Origin of the sequence: Jeotgalibacillus terrae (assembly GCF_016908195.1) — a bacterium.
Lineage (GTDB): Bacteria > Bacillota > Bacilli > Bacillales > Jeotgalibacillaceae > Jeotgalibacillus > Jeotgalibacillus terrae.
The window spans coordinates 209,355-230,286 of record NZ_JAFBDK010000007.1 but is presented as its reverse complement, the minus strand read 5'-3'; the positions used below and the strand labels follow the sequence as shown (position 1 = coordinate 230,286).

The following is a 20,932-nucleotide window of genomic DNA, read 5'->3' as shown; positions in this document are numbered from 1 at the left end:
CTGAAAAAGCTTCGTTTCTTAAGGGCGGACTAAAAAAGATCCAAACCGGGTTGGGAGCAGCACTCTTGACAGTTTTGTTCATATCAGGAGGCTCACCGCACGCCCTGCGGAAAGCGTTCCCCCTGGAGCGGAAATCAACAGCCAAATTTCACAGAGCTAAAATTACAATACTTTCTCAATATCATCCTTCATATCAGCAGGCTCTACAGCAGGTTCATAGCGGCCGGTCACATGACCATTCTTATCAACGAGAAACTTTGTGAAATTCCACTTAATCTCTCCACCTTCTTCATCCTTTAAAAAAGTAAAAAGATTTTCTGCGCCTTCACCGTTTACTTTTACCTTCGCCATCAGCGGGAATGTGACGCCATAATTAACCTGACAGAACTCAGTCGTTTCTTCAATATCTTCAAATTCCTGATTTGCAAACTGATCGCAGGGGAATCCGAGGACAACCAGCCCTTTATCATGGTATGCCTCATGAAGTTCCTGCAGTCCCTTGAACTGAGGTGTATAGCCACACTTACTCGCTGTATTAACAATCAGCAGCGGCTGTCCTTTATAAGCATCAAGTGATATCAGATCTCCATTCGTTTTGCGGACCATATAATCATAAGCCTGATTCATATGTATACCCTCCTACTATTTTTTTCGCTTTCTTTAGCATAGCAAAACTGAAAATAGAACGCACTTTTGATCTTCTGAAAATGTGCAGCCCCATTCCAATGATATCCATAAACCTGACATCATCAGGAAAGTAAACAGGCAATTCTCATGTCACATAATGATTTTTTATAAAAAATCATAATATTTTCGAATTTTTCTTCATATTTAAAAGAAATCCAGTTATAGCAAGGGACGGAACGTAAAAATGTATATGCCAAACCTATCAATGATAGCGTTTTCATTCATTTTTATTCATAAAAATGCAATAAAATTTGTTATCAGAATTTTATGTGAATGCTATTTTCGTGATATACTTGTTCGAAAATGAAAGTACTTTGGGCAAATGCCTCTCTTCACATCGGATGAAGAACGACTTTCACACTTTTAAAAAAGAGAGGGGACGTTTAGATGAAAAAGACTGGTTATCCGGATCCGCAGGGCCTGTACAGCCCGGAACTCGAACATGAAGCTTGCGGTATTGGTATGATTGCCAATATCAATGGGGAAAAAACACATAATATCGTTCAGAATGCGATTAACATTTTATGTAACCTCGAACACCGTGGAGGTCAGTCAGCCGATACAAGTACCGGTGACGGAGCCGGAATCCTGACACAGATCCCACACCGCTTTTTTCAAAAACAATGTGAAAAAGAAAATATATTCCTTCCTGACTCAGGCAGATATGGCGTAGGAATGATCTTTCTTCCTCAGGAACATAACACCCGAATGAAAAGTAAAGAATTGATTGAACAGATTATCGAGGAAGAAGGTCAGGGATTCTTAGGCTGGAGACCTGTACCAATCAATGATTCCTTTGTTGGTAAAGTGGCAACAAAGTCAAAACCGGCGATCCGCCAGGTATTTGTTGAAGCTTCTGACGATCTGAAGGATCAGATGGATTTTGAACGCAAGCTTTTCGTGATCCGCAGAAGAATCGAACGTGAACTGCCGGTTATTGAAGGTTTTGAAGATGTTTATGTGAGCAGTCTTTCAACAAGAACCATCGTGTATAAAGGGATGCTGATCCCTGAACAGCTGGATTCTTTCTACATTGACTTGAATCACCCAGACTTCAAATCCGCGCTTGCGCTAGTCCACTCACGTTTCAGTACGAACACCTTCCCAAGCTGGAAACGTTCTCACCCGAACCGTTACACCATTCATAATGGAGAATTTAATACGCTCAGGGGAAATGTGAACTGGATGCGTGCACGGGAAAAAATGTGCGCTTCAGACTATTTTAAAGAAGATGAACTGCAAAAAATTCTTCCTGTCATTGATGATGACGGCAGTGATTCATCTATGTTTGATAATGCATTCGAATTCCTTCATCTGTCAGGACGCTCCTTAGCGCATACTGCCATGATGATGGTACCTGAACCATGGTCAAATGACAGTACGATCCGCGAAGAAAAACGTGACTTTTATCAGTATCACAGCACACTGATGGAGCCTTGGGACGGCCCGGCGGCACTGGTTACAACAGATGGCAATCAGATCTGTGCATTCCTTGACCGAAATGGCCTGCGTCCTGCGCGTTATTACGTGACAAAAAGCGGCATGATTGTGTTAGGTTCAGAGGTTGGTGCGCTTGATATTTTTGCTGATGATATTGAGTACAAAGAGCGTCTGACACCAGGGAAAATGCTGCTTGTTGACCTTGAAAAAGGCACGATTATTCCAGATGAGGAAGTGAAGCTTCAGATCGCCTCGGAGCAGCCATATAAAGAATGGCTAACGAATATGAAGGATCTAGAAGAGCTTGATGAGCCGGCAGAAGTGGCACCTGAAATTACAGGCGAACCGCTTGCAGAGCAGCAGGTCGCTTTCGGTTATACACGTGAAGAACTGAATAAAATCATTAAGCCGCTTGTTTCAGAAGGAAAAGATCCGGTCGGATCAATGGGCTATGACTCACCAATTGCTGTGCTCTCTAAAAAGCCACAGCTTTTATATAACTATTTCAAGCAGCTGTTTGCACAGGTAACGAATCCAGCGATTGATGCAATCCGTGAAAAGCTGATCACGATGGTTGAGACAACAATCGGACCTGAAGGAAACCTTGTACAGCCGGGACCTGAAAGCTGTAAACATATCCGTCTGAAGACACCGATTCTGAACAACAAACAGCTTGAATCGCTGCGCCAGCAGAATCTGGATGGTTTTGGAGCCGTAACAATCTCAACGCTGTTTGATGCGAAAGAAGGCAGTCTTGAGCCTGCTCTTGATGCGATTTTTGAAAAGGCTGATCAGGCAGTCGCAGATGGAAAAGTATTGCTGATTCTCTCTGACCGTGGTGTGTCTTCAAGTGAAGCTGCGATTCCTGCACTCCTTGCAGTTGCAGGTGTGCATCACCACCTGATCCGTCAGGGTACACGCACAAAAGTCAGTATTCTGATTGAGTCGGGAGAGCCGCGCGAAGTACATCATTTCGCCACACTTCTTGGTTATGGTGCGGAAGGAATCAATCCATACCTTGCGTTTGAGACAGTGCGCGACCTGATTAAAACAGGCGAAATTGAAGGCAAGACATATGATGAAGCAGTAGAAAACTATATCAATGCTGCAACGGATGGTGTTATTAAAGTGCTGTCTAAGATCGGGATCTCTACTATCCAGAGTTACAGAGGCGCTCAAATCTTTGAAGCATTTGGCATTCACCCTGAAGTAGTAGATAAATACTTTACAAGAACACCGTCAAGAATCGGCGGAATTAAGATGAATATGATTGAAAAAGAAGTGCTTATTCGTCATGAGCGCGCATATAAAGACAAGCGTGCAGGTACGCCAAGTCTTGAGTCAGGCGATGAGTATCAATATCGTGCCAACGGTGAGGATCATACGTACAATCCAAGCACGATCCATACACTGCAGCACGCCTGCAGAACAAATGATTATGCGACATTTAAAAAATACTCAAAGCTGCTTTCAGGAGAAGGTGCTAACCTTCAGTCACTGAGAGGGCTGATGAGATTCAAAAAAGGACAGTCAATCCCGCTTGAAGAAGTGGAATCTGTAGAGGCAATCTGCCGCAGATTCAAAACAGGTGCGATGAGTTATGGATCGATTTCCCAGGAAGCACATGAGGCACTTGCGATTGCGATGAACCGTATCGGCGGACGCAGTAACTCGGGTGAAGGCGGGGAATCACCGGAACGCTTTAAGCCGTCACCAAACGGAGATTCACGCAGAAGTGCAATCAAGCAGGTTGCATCGGGACGCTTTGGCGTAACGAGTCACTATCTTGTCAACGCTGATGAAATTCAGATTAAAGTAGCCCAGGGTGCAAAGCCGGGTGAAGGCGGACACCTGCCTGGTAAAAAAGTATATCCATGGATTGCAGAAGTACGTGGTTCCACAACAGGCGTTGAGCTGATTTCACCACCGCCGCATCACGATATTTACTCGATTGAAGACCTGGCTGAACTGATTCATAACCTGAAGAATGCCAATCCAAGTGCACGTATTAGTGTGAAGCTTGTCTCAGCTGTCGGCGTTGGAACAATCGCTGCCGGTGTGGCAAAAGGGCGCGCTGATCTTGTTTTGATCAGCGGATACGACGGCGGTACAGGTGCTGCTCCGAGAACAAGTCTGAAGCATACAGGTCTGCCATGGGAGATCGGTCTTGCCGAAACGCATCAGACCCTGCTGCTTAATGGCCTTCGTGACCGTATCGTGATTGAGACAGACGGGAAGATGATGACCGGCCGTGACGTCGTGATGGCTTCACTGCTTGGTGCAGAAGAATATGGCTTCTCAACAGCACCACTTGTTGTACTTGGCTGTATCATGATGCGTGTCTGCCACCTGGATACATGTCCGGTTGGTGTTGCTACGCAGAACCCTGAGCTCCGTAAAAAGTTCACAGGAGACGCTGAGCACGTAGCGAACTTTATGCGCTTTATCGCAATGGAAACGCGTGAAATCATGGCTGAGCTTGGATTCAGAACAGTGAACGAAATGATCGGTCGCACAGATTTCCTTGAGCGTAACCCTGATATCGAACACTGGAAAGCTGGAGATATTGATTTGTCTCCACTGCTTTACTCACCGGATCTTCCGGCAAAAGTTGGCCGTTATCATATGCAGAATCAGGATCACGGACTTGAGAAAACACTTGATTATCAGGAATTAATTCCTCAGGCAAGAAAAGCGATTGAAGAAGGTGAAAAAGTCTTCTTTACAACAGCAATCCGTAACATTAACCGTGTAACCGGATCAATGCTCGGCAGTGAAATCAGCCGCCGCTACGGAGCAGAGGGGCTTCCTGAAGATACAATTAACTTTACCTTTAAAGGTTCAGCGGGTCAGAGTTTTGGTGCATTTATTCCTAAAGGCATGACACTCCGCCTGGTTGGAGATGCCAATGACTTTGTCGGAAAAGGTTTATCCGGCGGAAAGATTATTGTTCATCCGGATCCTGTTGTCACATTCCCGCCTGAAAAGAACATCATCATCGGAAACGTTGCTTTTTATGGTGCATCTGATGGTGAAGCCTATATTCACGGTGTAGCAGGAGAACGTTTCTGCGTCCGCAACAGTGGAGCTGAAGTTGTCGTTGAAGGTGTGGGAGACCACGCTTGTGAATATATGACAGGTGGACGTGTCGTCGTACTTGGCGAGACCGGCCGAAACTTTGCAGCCGGAATGTCCGGTGGTGTCGCATATATCTTTGATGAAAGCGGCTCATTCAGAGAACGCTGCAATGAAGAGCTTGTTCTGGTTGAGAACCTGACAGACGAGCAGGAAAAGCAAGACGTCTATAACATGATTGAAAAGCATGTTGAATATACAGAAAGCGGCCACGGCAAGCGGATTCTGACATATTGGGAGAAATATTCAGAGCAGTTTATCCGCGTTGTACCGGAAGCTTATCTGAAGATTAATACGCGCATTCATGAATTAATCGAAGGCGGTGCTTCAAAAGATGATGCAGAAATGACTGCATTTGAAGAAAGTAAGCGTGAAGCCGTCACACAATAATCGTTAAGGAGGGATTTGATGGGGAAAGCAACTGGATTCATGGAATATAACCGTCATTCGCAGCGTGAACGCGATCCTAAAGAACGAATTAAGGATTGGAAAGATTACACTGACCGGATGCCTGAAGAAGAAGTGAAACTTGAGGGAGCGCGCTGTATGGATTGCGGCGTGCCTACCTGCCACACAGGAACAGAAATTAACGGGCAGACGACAGGATGTCCTGTTAATCATTTAATCCCTGAGTGGAACGATCTTGTCTATCAGGGCAAGTGGAAAGAAGCGCTTGAGCGTGAACATGAGAAAAATAATTTCCCTGAGTTCACCGGTCTTGCATGTCCGGCACCGTGTGAAGGCGCATGTGTACTGGGGATAAATGAAGACCCTGTAGCAATCCGTACAGTAGAGCGTTCAATTATCGAACGCGGCTTTGATGAAGGCTGGGTGGTACCTGAACCGCCTGAACAACGCACTGGTAAAAAGGTTGCTGTTGTCGGCTCAGGTCCTGCAGGTCTTGCTGCAGCAGCTCAGCTCAATAAAGCAGGTCACTGGGTGACTGTATTTGAAAAGAGTGACCGCGTAGGTGGTCTTCTGACATACGGCATTCCTGAAATGAAGCTGCCGTATTCCGTTGTTGAGCGACGAGTGAATATTTTGAAAGAAGAAGGTATTCAATTCGAAACAAACGCTGAAATCGGTGGAAATGTCCCGGTACAGAAGCTGCGTGACGAATTCGACTCCATTATTCTTTGCGGAGGCGCGCAGGTGCACAGGGATATTCCGGCTGAAGGCCGTGACCTGAAAGGTATTCATTATGCAATGGACTTCCTTCATGCCAATACGAAGAGCCTCCTTGATTCGAACCTTGAAGATGGCAATTATATTTCTGCTAAAGGGAAAGATGTCATTGTAATCGGGGGCGGTGATACAGGAACTGACTGTCTTGCAACTGCAATCCGTCACGAATGTAACAGCCTGACTCAGTTTGATATTTACGATAAAAAAGGGTCAATCCGCGATGCAATGGGTAACCCATGGCCGCAGTACCCGATCGTTCACCGTATTGAGTACGGTCAGAAAGAAGGAGCTGCAAAGTTCGGTTCTGACCCGCGTGCATTTGCGGTACAAACAACTAAGTTTGTTGGCGATGAAAATGGCAACGTTAAGGAAGTACACACGATTAACGTAAAGCTTCGCATTGATGAAAACGGCAACCGTATCCGTGAAACGATTCCAGGTACTGAGAAAGTCTGGAAAGCAGACCTTGTCCTGCTTGCGATCGGATTCAGCGGACCGGAACAGGGCTTGATCAAGCAGCTTGAGCTTGAAACAACAGAGCGTTCTACTGTTAAAGCTGAATACGGAGACTATCGTACCAACGTTGAAGGTGTCTTCTCAGCAGGTGACATGAGACGCGGACAAAGTCTGATTGTCTGGGCAATCAACGAAGGCCGTGAAGCAGCACGCGAATGTGACCGCTACCTGATGGGCGCGACAGTATTACCTTAAAACACTGTAATGTATATCTAAACCGGTTCATTTCCGCTTCAGGCGGGAGGCTTTCCGGACGGAGGTTGCTGAGCCTCCTCACCTTCGGTTGCGGGGTCTCAGCTTCCCTCTAATCGTCCCGGAGTCCCCCACCTTCCGCTACAATGAACCTGGGTATAGCGATCATATTAAGTGATAAAAAGAAGGTGAAGCTCAAGTAAATGAGTTTCACCTTCTTTTCTATTTGAAGCGAATTTATTTACGATTGTTAAAATGGGTATGAACCAAACAATCTCTTTTGTTAAGTTGAACTATATTTTTATTGAAATCTTAGTGCAGCGGAGCGGAAGGCGGCGACTCCAGCAGGATAAGTCGGACTGGTGAGACCCCGCAGGCGAAGCCGAGTAGGCGGGATGGCGCCACATACCGGCGCACCCATGCGGAAAGCGTCCGCCTGAAGCGTAGCGAAACGATTAAGAACCTGAGACATTTGTCCGGGTTCTTTTATTTTCGAAATTTTTCGGAAAAAACTGTTTGTCGAAACAACTAACAGGGAAACAGATAAAGGCAGTTTCATCACATATTTACATAAGGAGGAATAACATTGAGCAACGAAAACCCGAATAAGAAACAACAACAGCTCGAACAGTTTACAACAGACGACTCCGGTAAAAAGATGACAACCAATCAGGGGCTTAAAATATCAGAAGACGAATTTTCACTAAAGGCTGGGGTAAGAGGACCAACCCTTCTTGAAGACTTTCAATTCAGAGAAAAAATGACTCACTTTGACCATGAGCGTATTCCTGAGCGAATTGTGCATGCCAGAGGATCTGGTGCCCACGGTGAGTTTGAATTATATGAATCACTTGAAGATGTAACGAAAGCAGGATTTTTAACAGATACTTCGAGAAAAACACCTGTATTCGTCCGTTTCTCAACCGTTGCAGGATCTAAGGGTTCAGCAGACCTTGCACGTGACGCACGAGGGTTCTCTACGAAGTTTTACACAGAAGAAGGGAACTATGACCTTGTAGGAAATAACATCCCGGTATTCTTTATTCAGGATGCGATTAAATTTCCGGATCTTGTACATGCAGTGAAGCCTGAGCCGCACAATGAAATTCCGCAGGCAGCTTCAGCTCACGATACATTCTGGGATTTCGTAGCAAATAACCAGGAATCTGCCCACATGGTCATGTGGACAATGTCTGACCGTGCGATTCCGCGAAGTCTGCGGATGATGGAAGGCTTCGGTGTTCATACTTTCCGTTTTGTTAACGCAGAAGGAAAAGCACATTTTGTCAAATTCCACTGGAAGCCGGTACTCGGTACGCATTCAGTTGTATGGGATGAGGCACAGAAACTGAATGGTAAAAATCCTGACTTCCATAAAGCGGACCTTTTTGAATCTATTGAAAACGGAGACTATCCTGAATTTGAGCTGGGTGTTCAGCTGGTTTCTGAGGAAGATGAATTCAAGTTTGATTTTGACGTATTAGACCCTACAAAGCTTTGGCCGGAGGAGGATGTGCCGGTACGCATTGTTGGTAAAATGACACTGAACCGTAACCCGGATAACTTCTTTGCTGAGACGGAGCAGGTGGCATTCCATCCTGGTCATCTGGTGCCGGGGATTGATTTCACTAATGATCCACTACTTCAGGGACGTCTGTTCTCGTATACAGATACACAGTTGATCCGTTTGGGTGGACCTAACTTTCATGAAATCCCAATTAACCGCCCTGTATGTCCATTCCATAATAACCAGCGTGATGGCTACGGCAGACAGACGATTAATAAGGGTCAGGTAAGTTATCATAAAAACTCACTTGCAAATAACACGCCAGAACCAGCCACACCTGAAGAAGGCGGATTTGAACACTATCAGGAGAAGATGGAAGGGCGTAAAGTCCGTGCGCGGAGTGACAGCTTTAAGGATCACTTTTCTCAAGCTACACTTTTCTGGAACAGTATGAGTGCACCTGAAAAGGAACATATCAAAAATGCATTCAGTTTTGAGCTTGGGAAGTGTAAGAGCGAGTCAGTGCGCCGGCAGGTAGTGGATATGTTCGCGAATGTAAGCATGGAACTTGCAACTGAAGTGGCGAAAAACATTGGTGTTGAAGCTCCGACAGGCAGTGATACAGGCGTAACAAAATCCTCACCTGCACTAAGTCAGGAGAATACGGTTAAATCTGCAGCAACACGTAAGGTATTGCTGATCGCCGGAGATGGTTTTGAAGGTAATGTACCTTCAATCATTGAAAAGCTTGAAGCAGAAGGTGCTGAAGTAGAAGTGGTCAGTGAATCTATGGGCATGCTGAAGGGGTCAGATGGTTCTGAACTTAAAGTGGATCAGACCTTCCTGACAGCTGACTCTGTACTCTATGATGCACTTTACGCTGTAGGCGGTAAGGATCTGAGCAAAAAGTTTGTACAGACCACTTCTTACTTCCTGAATGAAGCGTTCATGCACTTCAAGCCGATTGGTGCCACCCATGAAGGTACAAAGTGGCTTGAAGCCAATGATATTGCAGACAGCCCGGGTGTTGTTCACGGCAATGATGCAGACAGCTTCACTCATTCATTTATTGAAGCAATCAAAGCACACCGTCACTGGAACAGAGAAGTATAATTTAATTGTTTTAACAAAAACTGCTCAGCGCTATTCCGGCGCCGGGCAGTTTTTTTCTTTTGGGTCCGTGGTATACTAACAGAATCACTTTTAAAGGAGTACCACATGACGAAAAACTGGCAACAATTTAACCTTAGTCCCTCTATTCAGGACTCACTTGAGAAACTTTCATATATATCACCCACAGAGGTGCAGGAGCAGGTAATCCCGGCTCTGACTAAAGGGCATGACCTGATGGCTAAAGCGCAGACAGGGAGCGGAAAGACAGCTGCTTATGCGATACCGCTATGTGATCAGATTGACTGGGAAGAAAATAAACCGCAGGCCCTGATTATTACGCCGACACGTGAACTTGCTGACCAGGTGCGCCTTGATGCACTTGCAATCGGCCGGTTCAAACGTATAAAAGCCACTGCTTTATACGGGAGACAGCCATTTGCTAAGCAGAAGCTTGAACTGAAACAAAAAACGCATATCATTTCCGGTACACCAGGCAGACTGCTCGATCATTTAGAAAAAGGGACATTTGATCCTTCAAAACTTAAATACGTCATCATTGATGAAGCAGATGAGCTGTTTAACAGAGGATTTGTCGAGCAGGTGGAATCGATTATGGCATTTATGCCAAAAGAGAGAGTCACAGCGCTCTTCTCAGCGACTTTTTCTGAAGAAGTAGAGTCATTGGCTGCTAAGTGGCTGAAATCGCCTGAGCGCTTCGAGATCGCTTCTGAGCACAAAGTGGAGGATTTGATTCAGCATCTTTATATGAAAACAGATGAAAAGCAGAAGTTTGAACTTTTAAAACAGGTCACGATGAGTGAAAACCCTGACACGTGTATGATTTTCTGCCGGACGCAGGATCGGACGGATGAGCTGACTGAACGGCTCGACCGCGCAGGCTATTCATGCGATAAAATACATGGGGGAATGGTACAGGAAGAGCGTTTTGATGTGATGAATGAATTCAAAAGAGGAGACTTCCGTTATCTGATTGCAACAGATATTGCTGCAAGGGGAATTGATGTAGCGAATGTCTCGCTGGTTGTAAACTATGATCTGCCATTGGAGCTGCCTGCTTATACACATAGAAGCGGCAGAACAGGCAGGGCAGGGAAGAGCGGAAAAGTTGTATCGTTTGTAGAGGCAGGACGTGAAGAAGAGCGTCTTGCGTCGATTATTGACTATTCCAATGCGAATCTTATTGAAATGGACGCAGTGCCGCCCGCTGATATTGCTGCATTTTGGGCTAAAATGGATGAACAGCTGGAAAGAAAAACTGCAGCGATTGAAAAGGTCAGTGAGGATATCCTGAAGATTTATGTGAACGGCGGTAAAAAGAAAAAGCTGAGAGCAGGCGACTTTGTAGGTACAATTACTGCGATAAGCGGCGTTGAGGCTGAAGATATAGGCATTATTACGATCGAACCGACCTGTTCTTTTATTGAAATTCATAATGGTAAGGGTCATAAAGTGATTGCTGCATTAAAAGAAACTACGATCAAAGGGAAAAAACTGAAAGTGTACCCTGCGAAGAAATAATAACCCGAAAAAATCCGAGACAGTGTTTGTCTCGGATTTTTACATATTCATCAGTACAAAAGCAGTAACAATAGGGATAATAATAGCAGTGATCAATATCCCGCCAATTAATGTTACACCCAGTCCTCTCCAGCTGGAGAATTCATGGATGATGCCTAACGCTTTACTAGTTACGATCAGCTGCCAGATACTGATGAGGAGAGTGAATGCGCCAAGGATTACAGCAGCAGTAGTAGGCAGTGATGATATCTCCTGAAACCCTGGTGTTTCGAAAAACTGTGGTCCATAAACGATTGCAAATACTGCTGTAATAGCCGTTAAATAAAGGTTTGGTATAACAGTGACACCTACAGCCTTTTTCATTCTTTTCGCATTAGCTGTACCTCCAAGCCATCTCCCGACGATTGTATTTAACCCAACATTGATATAAAACGATAGTATACCTGCTATCGGAGCCCCTGCCAGAAATATTAAAACTACATACAAAAATGGAATATCATTCATTGTTCCGCTTTCCTGAAGTGCATTCAGCACAATTCCTATCCCTGATATCGCAAATAAAATTAACGAATAGGTTGATTTATTATGATCGAGCATATACTGCGTAGTTTTCTTCGGTTCCCGCCAAACTGAAATGATCGGATTCATTTACAAGCTCCTTTCTTCTTAATTATTCATACGATTTACACTGGTATTTAGTTTCATGTTTTTCCGGATTTTAGATAACGAATTGTATGTATACAAATTCGTACACATGTAAACAATTTGTATACATTATGTTTACAATAACGTATACATGTACACAATTGTGTATACATGTTGATATATAAGTATGTATACGCTTTTGTAAACATGTATTCGTTTTTGTATACATCAAGTCAGATTTTTCAGTACTTATGTTTGATTGACGTCAAAGCCTCTCTTATATAAAGTAGGTAAGAGCGGGTAAACCCGTAGAAATTTAACGTTAACCAGGAGGATGTTATGAATAACACAAGAATTGCAGCAGTAGATGTTGGTAATGATTCAGTAAAAGCTTTATTTGGAAAATCTGATTATGAACTAAATATCCCTAACGTCATTGCAAGAGACCGTGAAGATCGTCCGGTTATTGGTATTGAGGACCTTCACCAGAAAGATCCGCTTGATGGCTTACATATCCGCGTTCACTCCCCTGCCCTGCAGGACAATAACGCGATTTACCGTGTAGGTAACCTTGCAACTAAGAGTGATAACGCAACTGAGCTGGACCCGGGAAGCAGCAAGTCTGAAGAAGACCAGTCACTTGTTATGCTGTTTGCAAGCATTGCCCTTGATGCAGCACGTGAAGAAAGTGGTTTTGAAGCAAAAAATAACGTAGTGGATGCAACATATACACTGGGTACGGGGCTTCCGTTAAGAGAAGTAAAAGAAGGAAAAGATGTAGGCTTCCGTTCTCAGCTGCTCGGCTCTGTACATCAGGTTGAATTCCTGGTGACACCTAAGTTTCAAGGTAAGAAAGTAAACATCAAGTTTGAAGAAGTAAAAGTATATCCGGAAGGTTTTGCTGCGTTTATTAACCTTGTCATGGATAACGAAGGCAAAATCATTAACCGTGACCTGATTGACAAGCAGATTCTGATCCAGGATATCGGTGGACTTTCCACTGACATTGCTGTAATCAGAAACCGTAACGTAGATGATGATAAGGCTCAGGGCTTCAACCTTGGCGTATCTGAGTCACTCGAAGCAATTCGTGAGGAAATCCGTTCACGTCATGGTGTCGAGCTTGATACGCGCCGTGATGTAGTAGACATCATTACGAAGAAAAATGATCGCAACCACATCATGGTAAAAGGTTCACGCACAAGCGTACACGACATCACAGACCGTATTCTTCTGGACCTTGCAAAGAAAGAATACCGTCACCTGCGCAATGTATGGGCAAAGAACTCACAGACAGAAATCTGCTACTTCGTTGGCGGTGGTTCAATGGTGTTAAAAGACTATCTTAAGACACTTAATAACAACCTGGACGGATACAATATCGACTTCTTTGAGGATGAAAAAGAAAGCATCTGGATGATGGCTAACGCCTACCACAAGCTAATCAGTGATTTTGTGCGCAAAAACAATAAGGAAGCTGCTCAGAAAAAGCCAGAAGCGAAAGCAGCTTCTAAATAAGGTGTATTAAATGAGTGGTTCGATCAAGAAGGGCCAGGCAATTACATTTCGCCTCCCTTCTGATACACCAGATCATTTATTGCGTGAACTGCAAAAGCTGAAAGAAAGCGAAAATCGGAACTTTTCAAGTAAAGTTGCTGAGTTTGCACTTGAAGGACTGGGTAAAAACAGTCAAAAAGAAAGAGAGACAATCACTGTCCCTCTTCCTAAGCAGCTATCTAAAGAACAGCGCTCGTGGCTCAGACATGCGCATTCAGAGGCACTGCTTGGCAATATCGTCTATCAGCTGCTTAACGACCCTGTCAGAGCAACAGCTATACTGGCATCAATGAACAGCACATCGTTATCTGTGGATGAAGCATTGTATCTTCAGGAGGATGAGCCGCCTGTTGAAACAACTCCTGATCCTAAACCTCAGCCGGAACCGGAATACGACGATTTGGACCAGATTGATTCAATACAAATTGAGCGTGAAGAGGTTCAGGAGGATAAAGAAGAAGATTTAGATGATTTATTAGGAAGTTTCTTGGATAAAATGAATAAATAAATGATTAAAAAGGGATCTATTGGAATAGATTCCTTTTTAATTTTAATTAATTTACATATAATTGAATATAATTAAAAAACATATGATGTTAAAGTCTGACGTTCTATTGCAAAGATGGTGATTATAGTGAAAAGCAATAGTACTCTTTACAGAGCGAAAAACAAAACGAGAATGGACATGTAATGTCTCACTCTCGTTTAAAGGTTATTTGAAATTACCGTTACTCTTCCAGACGGCCTTCTTCTTTCATTTTCCTGCGGCGGCTGTTCATAAATAAAATCACAGCTCCAACTGTAGAGAAGAAAAGGACCATATAATCAAATGGCACCGGATCATCATTTGTCGCGATCAGATAAAAAATCCGGATCGAGTTAATAAGTAATACAACGCTTAAAATTAGATCAAGTTTTCTTAAGTCCACAATGGTCTCCTTTCTCTATTACTTATCCACATGTGGAAAACGTTTTGCGATCTCCACGATCACTTGTGAAGCTTTTTCCATGTTATCCACAGAGATATACTCAAATTTCCCGTGGAAGTTTTCACCGCCTGTAAATACATTAGGTGTCGGCAGCCCCATATAAGATAGTTGAGAGCCGTCTGTTCCACCACGGATTGGTTCAATAATCGCTTCAATATTAAGTGATTTCATTGCTTCTTCAGCAATGTCGACAATAAAACTGACGGGCTCAATTTTTTCACGCATGTTATAGTACTGATCTTCTATCGTCAGTTCTACTGTTCCATTTCCATGCTTCGCATTCACTTCATCAGCAACACGCTGCAATGTTGATTTGCGCTTTTCAAACTTGTCACGGTCGTGATCGCGGATAATGTATTGAAGCTCCGTTTTCTCAACGTCTCCGTTCATTTGCATTAAATGAAAGAAGCCTTCATAGCCTGAAGTGAATTCAGGTGCTTCATCAAGAGGAAGCAATTGATTCAACTCCATTGCAATCTTCAGCGAGTTGACCATTTTATTTTTAGCGGTACCCGGGTGAACGTTTGTACCGTGGATTGTCAGCTTAGCGCCTGCAGCGTTAAAGCTTTCATACTGAAGTTCGCCAAGGGGGCCGCCATCAATCGTATAGGCATAGTCAGCACCAAACCTTTCTACATCAAACTTATGCGGTCCGCGTCCGATTTCTTCATCCGGAGTAAATGCAACACGGATTTTCCCATGTTTGATCTCAGGGTTTTGAATCAGATGTTCCATTGCAGTCACGATTTCAGCAATCCCTGCTTTATTATCTGCACCTAAAAGGGTTGTTCCGTCAGTTGTAATCAGGGTATGGCCTTTATATTTGCTCAGCTCAGGAAATTCAGCTGGTGACATGGTGACTTTATCATTTAAAGGAATGCCCCCGCCTTCGTATTGTACGACCTGAGGATTCACGTTTGTTCCGGTGAAGTCAGTCGCTGTATCTACGTGAGCCAGGAAGCCGATTGTCGGAATGTCGCCTTCAGTGTTGGCAGGCAATGTAGCCATCAGGTAGCCATGGTCATCCACTTCGACTTCTTCAAGACCGATTTCTTTTAACTCGGCTTCTAAGTGACGCAGCAGATCCCACTGCTTTTCAGTTGAAGGTGTTGAAGGGGAGTCGGGGTTCGACTGTGTATCTATTTTTGCATATGTAATCAAGCGGTCCATTAATTTCTGTTGCATGAGAATGCCTCCTGGATTTTTAATATGGTTCTGTAAAATTGGCTGCTGATTTTCGCTACAGGGGGATGCTTTCCGCGGGGCCGGCGGTGAGCCTCCTCGTGCTCCGCACTGCGGGGTCTCACCTGTCCGTCTGCTCCCGCTGGAGTCACCCCCTTACGCTCAAATCACAGCTGTATTGAAACATCAACTAACTTTAATATAATTTATATTATACATGAAAAAGCACCGGTCAGCCTAATGGGCTGCCGATGCTTTGATTATGATATTGGTCCGCTCTGCAGTGACTGCTGCCGGATCCATGGTTTTAATTTGACGAATAAAGGAATAAATAGTGCTGCGACACAGGCTGATTTGATCAGGTTAAACGGAATAATTGCGCCGGTTGTCAGACCCAGTTTTACTGCCGGATCAAGCATATAATCCATTCCGAAGAACCAGGCGTATGCAGGCAGGATTAAAAAGTAATTTAATACTGCAAGCAGCAGAACCATTAGAACAGTTCCTGCAATCAGCCCTTTTGCCAGTGCACCTTTTGTTTTGCGTTTATGATAGAAAAACGCGACAGGCAGGATAAATGCACAGCCTGCAATGAAGTTTGAGAGTTCCCCGATCGGGACGCCGCTCCCTTTAAATAGATAGTACAGAATGTTTTTCAGCGCTTCTACAACAACACCAGCCATTGGTGAGAAGAGAATCGCTGCAAGTAAAGCAGGCACGTCACTGAAGTCAATTTTCAAAAATTCCGGTAAAAACGGAAGTGGAAAATTGAGCATCATCAGCAAAAATGCCACAGCGCTAAGCATAGACAGCTTAACTAAAAGTTGTGTGTTTTTTAACATGAGTAGCTCCTGTCCTCGTTCCACACAGAAGTTTCGGCATCGTACACAAATAAACCCTGCAGATTCGGCGCAATCAGCAGGGAGAATTCAGCACGAAATAAAGGGTCGCTTTTACACAGATCCTTTACATGCCTCCATCTTCTCCCATCCAGACTATACTGTCGGCCTCCGGTTTTCACGGAGTCAGCAAATAGCTCCCTATTCGCTCGCGGGCTCATTCTTACATTTACCGCCGGTCGGGAATTTCACCCTGCCCTGAAGATGGAACGATATTTAGTTTAGGATTTTAGTATAGCGTAGAGTGAATAGTTATTCAATTTAAAAGTTTTGGGGTAGCTGCAGGTTGCAGTATTTTGCTCCGCAGCTGCAGTAAGACTGGAATCAGCTGTAGTAGCATCCGCACGGGCTGCACAGACGCACCTTCTTCATGCCTTTAAGAAACTGAAGGGACTTTTTCCGAAGTGCATGTAAAGGGTGTGTCAATTGCCGGAGGTCTTGTGAGTGCTAGCGATGCTCGTATTGCACTTAGCCAGGGTCCGATACACCCGGATTGAGAGTCGTATATACGCTGTTGAAGGTCGTGTATGCACACTCGAAGGTCGTATTCGCCCATTTTGGCGCAGCTACCCGCCAATCACAACTAATTTCCGACAAAAAAAGGACTTTTACACAACTAACTAGAATATTACGGAGGACGAAACAAATAAGGAGGATTTTATCATATGATTCAATTCAGACAGCCGGATGTGGAGAACTTTTTTCAGACATTCGGGATTCAGACATTTACAGTGAACAAAGAAGAGACACAGCTTGTATTCAGTACGAACCTGAATGGGAAATATAATCTTTGGGCGATGGATCTTCCGAATGCCTTTCCTTATCCGCTCAGCTTTCATAACCAGAGCTGTTCGCAGCTTGCTTATGATAAGCAGGGGCGCTATATTCTCGCAATCATGGACAATGACGGTGATGAAAATGGACAGATTTATGCTGTTCCGCCGCAGGGTGGGAGTCTTGAGCCGGTTCGTACGCATGAAGGTGCCCGTCATATGGGCCTTGATCTCAGTAAAGACGGGGAAAGACTGTATTATACGTCAACAAAAGAAGATCAGACGTACTTAAAATCCTATTGTTATGATATGAAGGAAAAAGATGAAAAGGTGATTCATGAAGGCGGGGACGCAGCAACCTATCTTTCTGCAAAAAGTCCTGATGAACAGTCATTCGTCTATGTAAAACATTATGCCAACACCTATGTGCTTGCTTTTGTGAAAAAAGATGGTCAGGAAGTGTATCTGACACCGGATCGTGAAGAACAACATACAGTCTCAGGTGTGGAATTCGTTTCGGACACACTGATCTATTTTACAACGAACTACGGTGAAGATTTCTCTTACCTGGCACGCTTTAACCTTGAAAATGAGTCATTTGAAAAAGTGGCTGCCATTGAGAAAGAGGATTTTGATTCAGTCCATTATGATCAGTCATCAAACAGCTTGTATATCCGCGCTGAAAAAGGTGTGAAAGATAAGCTGTATCAATTCGACCTGAAGGAAGAGTCGCTGAATGAGATCGATATTCCGACAACTGAAATTGCCGGATTGAAAGTGGCTGATTCAGGTAACCTGTATCTAGCTGGCAGAACAGCTGTCAGACCGGCTAACCTTTATATGAGAAAAGACGGTCAGTGGAAGCAGCTGACAAAGTATAATGTGCCGGGTGTGAAGGAGGAAGATATGGCAGAGCCTGAGCTGCATACATACAAGTCATTTGACGGGCTTGACATTGAAGCGCAGTTTTTCAAAGCAAAGCCTGAAAACAGCAATGGTCATGTGATTTTATGGCCGCACGGCGGACCGCAGGCAGCAGAACGTGCGACGTTCCGTTCACTGTTCCAGTTCCTTGTCTACCGGGGCTACAGCATTTTCACGCCTAACTTCAGAGGATCAACCGGATACGGACTGAAATTCTCTAAAATGGTTGAAGGTGACTGGGGTCACGGCCCACGCCTGGATAATATCGAGGGTCTTGAGTACCTGTTCAAAAAAGGACTTGCTGACCGTGATAAAGTATTGCTGATGGGCGGTAGCTATGGCGGATATATGGCACTGCTCCTGCACGGCCGTCATGCGGATTACTTTAAAGCAGTCGTTGATATCTTCGGGCCATGTAACCTGTTCAGCTTTATCGAATCAGTACCGGAGCACTGGAAGCCTGTCATGAAGCAGTGGGTGGGAGATCCGGTTGAGGATAAAGAAAAGCTGACTGAAGACTCACCGATTGAATACCTTGATTCAATGACAAAGCCGATGTTTGTGATCCAGGGCGCAAAAGATCCGCGCGTTGTGAAAGCTGAGTCGGATCAGATTGTTGAAGCGCTGAAAGGAAAGGGAAGAGACGTGAAATACCTCGTACTTGATGATGAAGGGCATGGCTTCTCGAAGAAAGCGAATGAAATGAAAGTATATGAGGAAGTACTGGCGTTTTTTGATCAGTATATAGATTAATATGAAGAGGGCTGAGACAAATATGTCCCGGCCCTTTTGTATGCGTCTAATGTTTGTCGGGCCTGCCCAAGGCGCTTCAGCATTTCGGGTTGTCCAGCTTCAGGCGCTAGCTCTTCGGGTCATAAGCCACAAACCGGTAAACGGGAAAGAGCGCCCGTTTTCCGCTCTGCATCTTATGCCTGTCAGAGCTGACCGAGCGCCCTCCGCATTTCAAGTTGTCCAGCTTCAGGCGCTAGCTCTTCGGGTCATAAGCCACAAACCGGTAAACGGGAAAGAGCGCCCGTTTTCCGCTCTGCGTCTTATGCCTGTCAGAGCTGAACGAGCGCCCTCCGCTTTTCGAGTTGTCCAGCTTCAGCGCCTAGGCCCTCGAGTCATAAGTCACCCTGAGAAAATGGGAAAAGTCGCCCATTTCTCTCAGTGCGTCTTATGCTTGTCGGACCTGCCCAAGGCGCTTCAGCATTTCGAGTTGTCTAGCTTCAGGCGCTAGCTCTTCGGGTCATAAGCCACAAACCGGTAAACGGGAAAGAGCGCCCGTTTTCCGCTCTGCGTCTTATGCCTGTCAGAGCTGAACGAGCGCCCTCCGCTTTTCTATTCACGATGTTGCTTTTGAGGGCTGTACGGATTCGGGTTGAGTATCAAATATATTCCACAACAACTGCTGTCCCTGTGAATACTCAGTCAGAACCTGATCCAGGCAGCTGTCACAGTTCCTGATAAAGTCATTCCAGTTCATCGAAGTGTAATAATGGTACAGCTTGTCAGCAAAATCAGGATCATGGGGGTTATACTCAATTCCAGTTCCGGTTGCTGAACCTTTTCTTCCCATGAAAGAACCTGCTGTGAAGATCTGAGGAATATAATGAATAATTCCATCATAAAACTTGTTTCCCATCGCCTGGGACAACAACTTATCCTCTTTATACACATTATGAAGAATGTCTGTTTCTTCTATAAACTGATAGCGCTCATCAGGCAGATAGGAGCCATGAAAAAATACATTGCTGATTTGTTGCTCTCCGCAAAAATTCTGAAGGTTTTTCCCTGTTTTTTGCATTCTTCCATTGTAATGAAGCTCGAATCTTGGATCATTAGCAAGTTTCTTAATCAGTGCTTTATTCATTTCCTCATCTCTGATCATGCCCCAATAGCGTATTCTGACAGGATGTTGAGTTCTCTGCTGCTGGTTTCTGATCTCCCTTTTAAGCAGTGCTTCAGAAATCAGGTTATGTGAAGTGTGAATGTGCCCGTATGAAGGCAGAAATTTTCTGAAACCGTCCGAGCTGACAAAAGTTATATGAGAATGCTTCGCGATTCTTCCTACCAGCCACTTGTACCAGAATAAGTTCTCGTGAGTAGGGTCTCTGTAGTCATAAATATATTTCTTCCGGTAACTTCTCCATAAGATATCCTGTACGAGAAAACCGGTTGCTGTATTAAGAATAATAATAAAGTCAAACTGCTCTTTTTTGATCAGTTCAAGTGCGCGCCTGCGATATTTAATGAACCCTTTCATCTTTCTGATCTTTGACACTTCATCTTCCTGCACATGAGAGAATTCATGAAGCGTGATATTTTCAGCAATTGCGACATCCTCTTTTTCATCACGGTTCCAATACAATAAGTGAATATCGTGTTGTTCGGTGTCCAGGTTACTCAGGTAAAAGTCGATGTAGGGCATAAATTTGATTTTTTGTACGCCAAGCAGCAGTATTTTCATCAAATCACTCCTTTTGTGTTGTTGTTTTGTTCATTATAAAGAATTTTGATAAAAAAAAGAAGATGTTTACAGAAAATATTCTACATAAAGAACGAATGGTGTAGTAATTTCTTTTCAAATGAATTAAACTAGAATCAAATTACATAGGATTCAATGCTGTCAGGAGGACACAGAATATG

Annotated in this window: 13 protein-coding genes and 1 riboswitch; of the genes, 7 read left to right on the top strand and 6 right to left on the bottom strand. The window is 44.2% G+C overall.

Going from position 1 to position 20,932, the window contains the following annotated elements; genetic code table 11:
• Window positions 1-162: 162 nt before the first annotated feature.
• Window positions 163-627 (bottom strand): glutathione peroxidase, encoded by a 465-nt coding sequence (locus JOD21_RS09405; protein WP_204729359.1) that lies wholly within the window; start codon window positions 625-627, stop codon window positions 163-165.
• A 447-nt stretch (window positions 628-1,074) separates the two neighbouring features.
• Here JOD21_RS09405 and gltB point away from each other — a divergent pair, with 447 nt between their 5' ends.
• The 4 genes from gltB (at window position 1,075) to JOD21_RS09385 (ending at window position 11,314) form a co-directional block, all read left to right on the top strand.
• The gene (gene gltB / locus JOD21_RS09400; protein WP_204729358.1) at window positions 1,075-5,652 is read left to right on the top strand and encodes a glutamate synthase large subunit; all 4,578 of its coding nucleotides are present in this window, start codon (window positions 1,075-1,077) and stop codon (window positions 5,650-5,652) included.
• Window positions 5,653-5,670: 18 nt separating this feature from the next.
• A complete protein-coding gene (locus JOD21_RS09395) occupies window positions 5,671-7,158 on the top strand; it encodes a glutamate synthase subunit beta (RefSeq protein ID WP_204729357.1) in 1,488 nt (495 codons plus the stop codon).
• 583 nt (window positions 7,159-7,741) lie between these two features.
• Window positions 7,742-9,775 (top strand): catalase, encoded by a 2,034-nt coding sequence (locus JOD21_RS09390; RefSeq protein ID WP_239581515.1) that lies wholly within the window; start codon window positions 7,742-7,744, stop codon window positions 9,773-9,775.
• 105 nt (window positions 9,776-9,880) lie between these two features.
• A complete protein-coding gene (locus tag JOD21_RS09385) occupies window positions 9,881-11,314 on the top strand; it encodes a DEAD/DEAH box helicase (protein WP_204729356.1) in 1,434 nt (477 codons plus the stop codon).
• A 39-nt stretch (window positions 11,315-11,353) separates the two neighbouring features.
• Here the strand turns inward: JOD21_RS09385 and JOD21_RS09380 are convergent, their stop codons facing one another.
• Window positions 11,354-11,962 carry a YIP1 family protein gene (locus JOD21_RS09380; protein ID WP_204729355.1) on the bottom strand — a complete coding sequence of 203 codons (609 nt, stop codon included), beginning with the start codon at window positions 11,960-11,962 and terminating at the stop codon, window positions 11,354-11,356.
• Between the two features lie 336 nt (window positions 11,963-12,298).
• Here JOD21_RS09380 and JOD21_RS09375 point away from each other — a divergent pair, with 336 nt between their 5' ends.
• Both JOD21_RS09375 and JOD21_RS09370 read left to right on the top strand, forming a co-directional pair.
• On the top strand, window positions 12,299-13,477 hold the full coding sequence (locus JOD21_RS09375; RefSeq protein ID WP_204729354.1) for a ParM/StbA family protein: 1,179 nt from the start codon (window positions 12,299-12,301) through the stop codon (window positions 13,475-13,477).
• Between the two features lie 10 nt (window positions 13,478-13,487).
• Entirely contained in the window at window positions 13,488-14,024 is a 537-nt protein-coding gene (locus JOD21_RS09370; RefSeq protein WP_204729353.1) for a hypothetical protein, read from the top strand.
• A gap of 220 nt (window positions 14,025-14,244) precedes the next feature.
• On the opposite strand, the gene JOD21_RS09365 is transcribed toward JOD21_RS09370, so the two are convergent.
• From JOD21_RS09365 to JOD21_RS09355, 3 genes are all read right to left on the bottom strand, one after another.
• Window positions 14,245-14,445, bottom strand: coding sequence for a hypothetical protein (locus JOD21_RS09365; protein WP_204729352.1), 201 nt, complete (start codon window positions 14,443-14,445; stop codon window positions 14,245-14,247).
• Between the two features lie 18 nt (window positions 14,446-14,463).
• Window positions 14,464-15,690: a peptidase T gene (pepT, locus tag JOD21_RS09360; RefSeq protein WP_204729351.1), complete on the bottom strand. Its 1,227-nt coding sequence runs from the start codon at window positions 15,688-15,690 to the stop codon at window positions 14,464-14,466.
• A 257-nt stretch (window positions 15,691-15,947) separates the two neighbouring features.
• Complete coding sequence (locus tag JOD21_RS09355) at window positions 15,948-16,529, bottom strand: ECF transporter S component (protein ID WP_204729350.1); 582 nt, start codon at window positions 16,527-16,529, stop codon at window positions 15,948-15,950.
• A 132-nt stretch (window positions 16,530-16,661) separates the two neighbouring features.
• A riboswitch (FMN riboswitch) is annotated at window positions 16,662-16,796 on the bottom strand.
• Window positions 16,797-17,251: 455 nt separating this feature from the next.
• Here JOD21_RS09355 and JOD21_RS09350 point away from each other — a divergent pair.
• Window positions 17,252-19,036 carry a S9 family peptidase gene (locus JOD21_RS09350; protein ID WP_204729349.1) on the top strand — a complete coding sequence of 595 codons (1,785 nt, stop codon included), beginning with the start codon at window positions 17,252-17,254 and terminating at the stop codon, window positions 19,034-19,036.
• Window positions 19,037-19,628: 592 nt separating this feature from the next.
• On the opposite strand, the gene JOD21_RS09345 is transcribed toward JOD21_RS09350, so the two are convergent.
• Window positions 19,629-20,753, bottom strand: a complete 1,125-nt coding sequence (locus JOD21_RS09345) for a glycosyltransferase family protein (RefSeq protein ID WP_204729348.1) — start codon at window positions 20,751-20,753, stop codon at window positions 19,629-19,631.
• Window positions 20,754-20,932: the final 179 nt, after the last annotated feature.